This is a genomic window from Parolsenella sp., from assembly GCF_982402205.1.
The window spans coordinates 1-9,241 of record NZ_CEVYAT010000057.1 but is presented as its reverse complement, the minus strand read 5'-3'; the positions used below and the strand labels follow the sequence as shown (position 1 = coordinate 9,241).

Annotated in this window: 9 protein-coding genes; all 9 read right to left on the bottom strand. The window is 65.8% G+C overall.

Annotation, left to right across the window (positions count from 1 at the left end; genetic code table 11):
- The coding region (locus AC1VTH_RS04505) for a sugar phosphate nucleotidyltransferase (protein WP_481334928.1) at window positions 1–373 on the bottom strand (373 nt) is incomplete at its 3' end.
- 81 nt (window positions 374–454) lie between these two features.
- Entirely contained in the window at window positions 455–2,893 is a 2,439-nt protein-coding gene (locus AC1VTH_RS04500; RefSeq protein ID WP_481334927.1) for a glycogen/starch/alpha-glucan phosphorylase, read from the bottom strand.
- A 60-nt stretch (window positions 2,894–2,953) separates the two neighbouring features.
- Window positions 2,954–5,116, bottom strand: coding sequence for a 1,4-alpha-glucan branching protein GlgB (glgB, locus tag AC1VTH_RS04495; protein WP_481334926.1), 2,163 nt, complete (start codon window positions 5,114–5,116; stop codon window positions 2,954–2,956).
- A gap of 493 nt (window positions 5,117–5,609) precedes the next feature.
- Window positions 5,610–5,771, bottom strand: coding sequence for a hypothetical protein (locus AC1VTH_RS04490; protein ID WP_481334924.1), 162 nt, complete (start codon window positions 5,769–5,771; stop codon window positions 5,610–5,612).
- A gap of 15 nt (window positions 5,772–5,786) precedes the next feature.
- On the bottom strand, window positions 5,787–5,918 hold the full coding sequence (locus AC1VTH_RS04485) for a hypothetical protein (RefSeq protein ID WP_481334923.1): 132 nt from the start codon (window positions 5,916–5,918) through the stop codon (window positions 5,787–5,789).
- A gap of 20 nt (window positions 5,919–5,938) precedes the next feature.
- Window positions 5,939–6,484, bottom strand: coding sequence for a rubrerythrin (gene rbr / locus AC1VTH_RS04480; RefSeq protein ID WP_293673682.1), 546 nt, complete (start codon window positions 6,482–6,484; stop codon window positions 5,939–5,941).
- A gap of 179 nt (window positions 6,485–6,663) precedes the next feature.
- Window positions 6,664–7,539, bottom strand: a complete 876-nt coding sequence (locus tag AC1VTH_RS04475) for an HhH-GPD family protein (RefSeq protein WP_481334922.1) — start codon at window positions 7,537–7,539, stop codon at window positions 6,664–6,666.
- 75 nt (window positions 7,540–7,614) lie between these two features.
- Window positions 7,615–8,301, bottom strand: coding sequence for an HAD family hydrolase (locus tag AC1VTH_RS04470; protein WP_481334921.1), 687 nt, complete (start codon window positions 8,299–8,301; stop codon window positions 7,615–7,617).
- A 322-nt stretch (window positions 8,302–8,623) separates the two neighbouring features.
- Entirely contained in the window at window positions 8,624–9,118 is a 495-nt protein-coding gene (locus tag AC1VTH_RS04465) for an ABC transporter substrate-binding protein (RefSeq protein WP_481334920.1), read from the bottom strand.
- Between the last annotated feature and the right edge of the window lie 123 nt (window positions 9,119–9,241).

The window sequence follows — 9,241 nt, the reverse complement described above, 5'->3', positions numbered from 1 at the left end:
GGATGACGACGTACTTGGGGTCATAGCTCTCGATGTAGCCGATGTTCTGGTAGATGGCGTCGGCCGTGCCGGCATACCAGTTGCCGCCTGCCTCGGTGGCGTACGGCGGCAGGATCGAGACGCCGCCGTCGCGGGAGTCGAGGTTCCAGGCCTCGCCCGTGCCGATGTAGGAGTGGAGCAGGTACGGGCGGTACTGCGTGAGCACGCCCACCGTGTCGATGCCCGAGTTGGCGCAGTTCGACAGCGCAAAGTCGATGATGCGGTACTTGCCTCCAAACGAGACGGCCGGCTTCGCGATGTTGCGCGTGAGCGCAAGCAGCCTGCTTCCCTGGCCACCAGCGAGAAGCATCGCGATGCTTTCCTTGCTGCTCATGTCCTTCCCCCTTCTTTTGCGGGTGATTTCCTACTGGTGCGGCTTGAGGGGCGCCGCGCGCGGCGTCTCCCCGGACGGTCGCTAGCTGAGCCCCCAGATGTCGGAGGCGTATTCCCTGATGGTGCGGTCGCTCGAGAAGTGACCGGAGTTGGCGATGTTGTGCAGGGCGCGGCGCTGCCAGCTGCGCTGGTCGTCGTAGGAGGCGGTGAGCTCCTCCCAGGCCTGCACGTAGCTCGCGAAGTCGGCCAGGACAAGGTCGTAGTCGTTGTTGCCCATGAGCTCGTCGTAAATCTGGTTGAAGTTGCCCGACAGGCCCGCGAAGGTGTCGTCGGTGAGCTGGCGCACGCAGCGGCCGATGCCGTTGGGGTCGGCGTTGACGACGTCCCACGCGAAGTAGTTGCCGCTCGCACGCAGGGCCTCGACCTCCTCGACCCTCATGCCAAAGATCTTCTCGTTCTCCATGCCCGCGAGCTCGGCGATCTCGACGTTGGCGCCGTCGAGGGTGCCCAGCGTGATGGCACCGTTCATCATGAGCTTCATGTTCGAGGTGCCAGAGGCCTCCTTGCCGGCCGTGGAGATCTGCTCGGAGATGTCGGCGGCGGGGTAGATGAGCTGGGCGTTCGAGACGGCGAAGTTGGGGATGAAGGCCACCTTGATGTACTCGTTGACGCGGGGGTCGTTGTTGATGACGTCGGCCACCGAGTTGATGAGGCGGATGACCTCCTTGGCGAACGTGTAGGCGCTCGCGGCCTTGCCCGAGATGATGAACGTGGTCTTGTGCGGCTTGTAGCTCGGGTCGTCGAGCATGCGGTTGTAAATGCTCATGACCTTGAAGATGTTGAGCAGCTGGCGCTTGTAGGCGTGGAAGCGCTTGACCTGCACGTCATAGATTGAGTCGGGGTCGATCTCGACGCCGGTCTGCTCGAGCACGTACTTGGCCAGGCGCACCTTGTTCTCGCGCTTCGAGGCGCTCATGGCGTCGAGGAACGAGTCGTCGTCATAGTAGGCGGAGAGCTTGGAGAGCTCGTCGGCGTCCTTGAGCCAGCCGTTGCCGATCTTGGAGGTGATCAGGGCCGACAGGCTCGGGTTGGCGTTGCCCAGGAAGCGCCTCGGCGAGATGCCGTTGGTCTTGTTGTTGAACTTCTCGGGAACGAGCTCGTAAAAGTCGTGCAGGGTCTCACGCTTGAGGATCTCGGTGTGGAGCGCCGCGACGCCGTTCACCGAGTGGCTGCAGATGACCGAGAGGTTGGCCATGCGGACCTGACCGTCCCACAGGATGGCGGTGTTGCGCAGCTTCTCCTGCCATTTGTCGATGTCGTGCGGGAAGCTCTCGACGTAGCGGCGGTTGATCTCGTCGACGTACATGTACAGGCGCGGCAGCAGGCGACGGAAGGTCTCGATGGGCCACTTCTCGAGCGCCTCGGGCAGGACCGTGTGGTTGGTGTAGGAGATCGTGCGGGTCGTGATGTCCCACGCGGTGTCCCAGTCCAGGCCCTCCTCGTCGACGAGCAGGCGCATGAGCTCGGCGCCGCACATCGCGGGGTGCGTGTCGTTGGTGTGGATGGCCACGAAGTCCGGGAAGCGCTCCCAGCCGGCGCCGGCGTGGTCGTACTTGTAGTTGCGGATGATCGAGGCGAGGCCCGCGGCCACGAACAGGTACTCCTGCTTGAGGCGCAGGATGCGGCCGTGCTCGCCGGCGTCGTTGGGGTAGAGGATCTCCGAGATGGCCTCAGCGTCGGTGCGGAACTTGGCGGCCTTGGCGTAGTCGCCGGCGTTGAACGCGTCGAGATCGAAGTCCTCGTGCGCGGGCTCGGCGCTCCACAGGCGCAGGCGGTTCACGGTCTTGCCCTCGTAGCCCACGACCGGGACGTCGTAGGGCACGGCCTTGACGAGCTCGCCGCCCTCCTGGGTGAACCAGTAGTGGCCGCTCTCGTCCTCGTGGCGCACGACCTCGCCGCCAAAGCGGACGAGCACGCTGCTCTCGGGGTGCTTGGTCTCCCAGGGGTAGCCCTTGTCGAGCCAGTTGTCGGTGACCTCGACCTGGCGGCCGTCTACGATCTGCTGCTTGAACAGGCCGTAGTGGTAGCGCATGCCGTTGCCAAAGCCCAGGATGCCCTCGGCGGCCATCGAGTCGAGGAAGCAGGCAGCGAGGCGGCCCAGACCGCCGTTGCCCAGGCCCGGGTCGCCCTCCTGGGCGATGAGCTCCTCGAGGTCGATGTCCATCTCGGCCAAGCCCTGCTTCACGATGTCGCGAACGCCATAGTTGAGCAGGTAGTTGTCGAGCAGCGGCCCGAGCAGGAACTCGAGGCAGAAGTAGTAGACCTTCTTCTTGTCGCTCTTCTTGTTCTCGGAGTCAGAGGTCGCGAACTCGCGGTTGGCCTTGCGGGCGATGAGGCGGGCGAGGGCCTGGTACTGCTCCTGCGTGGTGCAGTCCTTGAAGTCCTTGCCCACGAGAGCCTCGAGCTCGGCGCGATACTCGCCGGCGAAGGCCTCTGAGTTCTCGAAGATGTGGTCGATCATGCAGTCTCCTTGCGGTCGTGCGGCGCTTGCGCGCCGCTATCTCTTGCGCGCACTCAAGGCCTAGGCCTTCCCCCTGGCGCGCTTGGGTGACTTCTTCTTGGCGCCCTTCTTGGCAGGCAGCTTGCGCGGCTTGCGGGCGGCCTTGGGAGCGCCCGTCGCGGCCTTGGCGGCCTTCCTGGCCGGCTTGGGCTCGGGCTGCTCCTCCTCGGCGATCTGCGCGGGCGCCACGTAGCTGGAGGGGCCCACTCGCTTGAGGATGGTGCCGCCCAGCGGCGGGACGTTGATGATGACGGAGTTGTCGCGGCCGTCGCAGTCCTCCGGGCGACTCGAGATGGTGCCGGCGTTGAGCTGGCCCGAACCGCCGAACTCGGTGGCGTCGGAGTTGAACAGCTCCACGTAGTCGCCCTCGACGGGCACGGGAGCGCGCCAGCTGGGGCGGAAGTTGACGTCGAAGTTGAGCACCACGACGAGCTGCTCGTCTTCGCCCTTGCCGCGACGCACGAACGAGACGATGGAGTGCTTGGAGTCATCGGCGGAGAGCCACTCGAAGCCGTCCCACTCGTAGGCCTCGCGCCACAGCGCCGGCTGCTCGAGGTAGAAGTTGTTGAGTGCCTCGACGAAGTGCTGGTGCTTGGCGTGGGCCTCGAAGTCCTTGGCGAGGAACCACTGGATCGACTCGTAGTAGCGCCACTCGATGTACTGGCCGATCTCGTTGCCCATGAAGTTGAGCTTGGCGCCGGGGTGCGTCATCTGGTAGAGCGCGAGCGTGCGCAGGCCCGCGAACTGGCGCCACTGGTCGCCCGGCTGGCGGGTGATCAGAGAGCACTTGCCGTGGACGACCTCGTCGTGCGAGAGTGGCAGGATGAAGTTCTCGTTGAAGGCGTACATCATCGAGAAGGTGATGAGGCCGTGGTTGCCGGGGCGCCACGGGAAGTCGGTCTGCAGGTAGTGCAGGGTGTCGTTCATCCAGCCCATGTCCCACTTGTAGTGGAAGCCCAGGCCGCCGTCGGCCGGCGGGTAGGTCACGAGCGGCCAGGCGGTCGACTCCTCGGCCATCATCATGACGTCGGGGTGGTATTCGCCCACCGTGGCGTTGACCTGGCGGATGAAGGCGGAGGCGTCGAGGTCCTCCTCGGTGCCCTTGGAGTTGAAGCGCTTCTCGGCCGGGTTGTCGATGCCAAAGTTGAGGTAGAGCATGCTCGACACGCCGTCCATGCGGATGCCGTCTGCGTGGAAGCGCTCGAGCCAGTACAGGACGTTGGAGACCAGGAAGCTGCGGACCTCGCCGCGGGCGAAGTCGAACTTGTGGGTGCCCCAGTTGGGGTGAATCTCGCGCTCGTAGAGCATCGAGCCGTTGAACATGGCGAGGCCCTGGGCGTCGGCGCAGAAGCCGCCGGGGACCCAGTCGAGAATCACGCCGATGCCCTCGCGGTGGAAGGCGTCAACGAGGCGCATGAGCCCTTCCGGCTCGCCAAAGCGGGCGGTAGGGGCAAAGTAGCCCGTGACCTGGTAGCCCCACGAGCCGTCGAAGGGGTGCTCCATCACGGGGAGCAGCTCGACGTGGCTGTAGCCCATCTTCTTGACGTAGGGCACGAGCTCGCTGGCGAGGTCGTCATAGGAGTAGTAGCGGCCGCGCTGGGCGGGGAACTCGTCCATGGGGCCGGGCCAGGTGCCGTCCGGGCGCGGCTGTCCTTGCGGCTCATCGCCATGGCGCTTCCAAGAGCCCAGGTGCACCTCGTAGATGTTGAGGGGCTCGTGCATGTGGTCGTGCGTGGAGCGCCTCTCGAGCCAGGCGGCGTCTCCCCATTGGTAGCTGGGTTCGGCCGCGGTGCGCGAGGCGGTGCCAGGGACAAGCTCGGAGGCGAACGCGTAGGGATCCGCCTTGTAGAGCAGCTCGCCCGCGTTGGTCTCGATCACGTACTTGTAGAGCTCGCCGCCGCCGACACCGGGCACGAAGCCGCACCACACGCCGCCGCTTGGCGTGGGCGCAAGCGGATTTGCCTGGGTGTCCCAGCCGTTGAAGTCTCCCACGACGCGCACGCTGCGCACGTCCGGGGCCCAGACGGCAAAGCGGTAGCCTTCCACGCCGTCTAGCGTGGCGGGATGCGCGCCCATCTTGTCATAGCTGCGGTACCACGTACCGTTGGCCATGAGATACAGGTCGTCGTTGGTAATGTCGAGCGCGTCGCCGCTCTTCGCGACGACGGGCCTGGTCTGGTTCATGTGTGACTCCCCTCCCCTGGGCGCCGGCCCTCTTGGCGCGGCGCGCCCTCAGGGTCTTCTCCACTCTATCCCCACATCCCCAACCAACATAGCGCGGTGGCGCAATGGTTCGGTAAACGGGTAATTTCTTTGCGTAAAGACGCTTTGCCATTTTTTCAAAACGCCCAACAAGCTGCCGTTATATGACCATACAACAATTGATTGCCTTGACATAAAGTGGCCGCGCCCTACGAGGACGCGGCCACGCGGATTCTCGGTTTGTCTTACTTCCATCGCATTGGGGTCTTGACGTGCGCAAGAAATTTCCCACCCGTTTGGTGGGATTGATGGCGCATGGCCTGCGCGCGAAACGCTCAAAATAATTAATCGGCGGCGCGGACGCCAAGGGAGAAGAACGGTCACGCCGGCCGGGCCTGGCACGGCCCCGGGCGGGGCATCGCGCCCGAGAAGCCAGCAAGAGCGGGCAGGAATCACCCAATCGGTTGCAGGCAAGCTAGAGCCGCCCGCGCAGCTCCACGTCGATGAGGTCGCCAACGGCGGGGCGCGTCGCGCCGGGGCCACGGTTGGTCTGGTGGCAGATGACGTGCGCAACCTCGTCGAGCACCTCGCCCGTCCAGTCGGCGGAGCCCTTGGACGAGCCGGCGTTGAGCACCACGGCGTCGGCGACCTCTCAGGCTTGGCGCAGGGCGAGCTTGATGGCCACGGGGCGGTCGCGCACGGTCTGGAAGCCCGTGAACTCGCCGCCCCACTCCTCCACCTTGGCGCGCACGAGCAACGAGTTAGTCTCGACGTTCTTGCCCATGCTCACCTTTACCGTCCCAGCTAGTAGTTGACCGCCTGCTGCTCGAAGTAGGCCTGCGGGTGCGCGCAGACCGGGCAGACCTTTGGCGCGGACTCGCCAACGTGCAGGTGGCCGCAGTTGGAGCACTTCCAGACCTTCACGCCCTCGCGGCTAAAGACCTCGCCGGCCTCGACGCGCGCGGCGAGCTTGTTGTAGCGCTCCTCGTGGGTCTTCTCGATGGCCGCGACGCCCTCGAAGCGGGCCGCGATCTCGTCGAAGCCCTCCTCGCGCGCCACCTTGGCGAACTCGGGATACATGCTCGTCCACTCGTCGTTCTCGCCGGCGGCGGCATCGTGAAGGTTGGTGAGGGTGTCGGGCACCTCGCCGCCGTGGAGGTACTTGAACCACAGCTTGGCGTGCTCGGCCTCGTTGCCCGCGGTCTCCGAGAAGATGGAGCCAATCTGGACGTAGCCCTCCTTCTTGGCGGCCTTGGCGTAGTAGCCGTACTTCATTGAGGCCTGGGACTCGCCCGCAAAGGCGGCCTCGAGGTTCTTCTTGGTCTGCGAATCGTTGAAGTCAACTGCCATGATGTCCCCGCTTCTCTCGTGGCTTGCGCACCGCGGCGCGGCGCTCTCCACCCCTTGTGTACCCGAGCGTGCGGCAGCCCGTTCACGCGAGCGCCAATCAATCAGCAAGCGGCGGCTCAACCTGACATGTCTGAACATACGTTCGCTAAAACGTAGCTGTGCGAAGCGACGCGAAACGGCTAGGCGAGCCAGAGCTTGCCGGCCTTGCGACAGAAGCCTTCGGAGACGAGCTCGTCGAGAATCACGCGGGCGTGCGCCTCGTCGATGGCCTCGCGACCGGCCGCGAGCTCCACCTCGGTGAGGCCGCGGGAGACGTCCGCCACCGTGAGGCCGCCCGGCTCGGACGTGCGCGCCGCGAGCAGCATGCGCACGACCCCAGCGCGCTTCTGACGGTGGGATCCCTCGAACTTGGACTGGCGTGTGTGGCCGCTCGAGCGACGCGAGGGGTTGGGCAGCGTCTGCTTGAGGTAGGCGCCATAGTCGAGCAGCGCATAGTACCAGCTGCGCGGGGTCATGGGCACGTCGCAGCCCGCAACGTTGGCCACCGCCGCAGGACAGGCAGCCTCGACGGCCGGCACGAGCGCGCGGTCTGGCACGCCCTCCTCGCCCGGGTAGAGCTCGTGGAGAAAGACCGAGCGCACATTCGTCTCGAGATAGACGCCCGGCGCGTCAAAGGCAAACGCCCGGATGCCCGCCGCTGTTGCGGGGCCAATGCCGGGAAGCGCCACGAGCTCGCGCGCCTCGCGCGGAACCTCGCCCCCATGCAGCTCGACCATCTGCTGGGCCGCACGCCACAGCGCAAGCGCGCGGCGGTTGTAACCCAGGCCCTGCCACTCGTCCAGCACGTCGGCCGAGCTCGCCTGCGCAAGCGCGACAACGCTGGGGAAGCGCTCGAGCCAGCTCTGCCAGCGCCCGTCGACGCGGCTCACCTGCGTCTGCTGCAGCATGGCCTCGGACACCCAGATCTGGTAGGGGTCTTGCGTGTGGCGCCAGGGAAGGTCGCGGTAGAGCTCGCGACCACGCAGGTAGATTCGGGCGCGCAGCTCGTCGCTCATGAGGCGCACGGGCTCGCCGGCCCGAGCATCCCCAGGGCGCCCAGAGTTCGAGGGAGTCTTGGCACTCGCCATGGGCTAGTTCCAGCTCGCTATCTTCCAGCCGCGCTTGCGGGCGATGCGCGCGAGCGTGGTGCCCGGGTCGACCGCGACGGGCTCGGCGGCGAGCTCGAGCAGCGACTCGTCGGTGAAGTGGTCGCCATAGGCGCGCTCGATGGTCCAAGCACCCTCGCCAAAGGCCTCGTTGGCAAGCGCCGTGACGGCGCGGACCTTGCCCTCGCCCGCCACGACCTCTCCGGCGACGGCCCCGGTGAAGCGGCCCTGCTCGTCGAGCTCCATGCGCGTGGCCGCGACGCGCTCGATGCCCAGGTTCTGGGCCGCGACGCGCGCCATCTCGAAGAACGTTGCCGAGACGAGCACGCAAGTGAGCCCCATCTCGCGGCAGGCGGCAACCTCGCGCACGGCGTCGGCGCGCGTGCGGGGCTCGAGTGCCTCGGTGTAGAAATCGCCCATGATGCGCATGACGTGGTCGTGGTCGAGGCGGCCGATGTCGCGGAAGATCAGCTCGCGCGCCTCGTCCTGGCGATAGGGCAGGTGAATCTTGTAGCGGGCGCCCCACCAGCCCAGGCGCAGGGCCGTACGGGTCGAGATGAGGCCGTGACGCAGCAGGTAGACCGCGAAGAGCTGGCCCGATTGGCCGTCCATGATGGTGCCGTCGTAGTCGAAGACGGCCAGACGAACCTGTCCCTGAGCCTCTTGCGCCAAAACGCGACCTTTCGAATGACGTTGCCAAGGGGCGTGGCATAGCCGCGCCCGTGTCAGCTGATTCTAGCAAATGCGTCTGCAGGGCACCTGTAAGCCCTCTGTTACAGAACGCGGGAGGGAGCGCCGGCGCGGGACGGGCCCGACCGCGGACGCATCGCAAACAGACGGGCGGGGCCCGTCCACATGCGCGCGCTAAACAGGCAAATAGGGCCCGGCGTCGAAACCCACCCCGGAGCCACTGCGAGCCACCGCCAGACAAGAGGGCCCCGGCGACGCGCGCGGCATCGCCGGGGCCAAAGCTGCCTCATGGCTTAGGTTGAGGCTAGTCCTCGATGAGGGGCGCCCAGACCTTGTTGAGGATGGTCTGCTCGTCATCGCTGGAGTCGATGACGCCAAACTTCTTGTAGTCCTCGATCGTGTTGATGAGGGTCTGCTCGCAGTCCTTCTGGGTCAGACCAAAGTCGAAGTGGTTGACCATGTCGAGGCAGATGTCCTTGTCGCCCGAGGCCCAGTTGTTCTCGAACATGAGATCAACGGCCTCCTCCTTGTTGTCCTGCAGCCACAGGTCGGCCTTGTGGAAGGCGCGCGTGAACTTCTTGCAGGTCACAGGGTTGGCCTCGAGGAAGTCGGAGTTGAAGGCCACGACGCAGCAGTACTCCTCCATGAAGTCCTCGTCGTAGGTGAGCGAGCGGATGATGCGCAGCGTGCCGTCCTGGGCAAACTTGTAGGCAAACTGGTCGGAGAGCATGGCCGCGTCGAGCTCGCCGCTCTGCAGGGCCTGGACCACGGCGTCGGTGCTCGTGGCCGTCCACTTCACGCAAAGCTCTTGGGGTGCGGCCGAATCGCGCCGGGCCAGACAAAAAGGAGCCCGGGACTTCTCCCAGGCTCCTCAAGACATCCAATGGCGGGATATGCGGGGCTCGAACCCGCGACCTCCGAC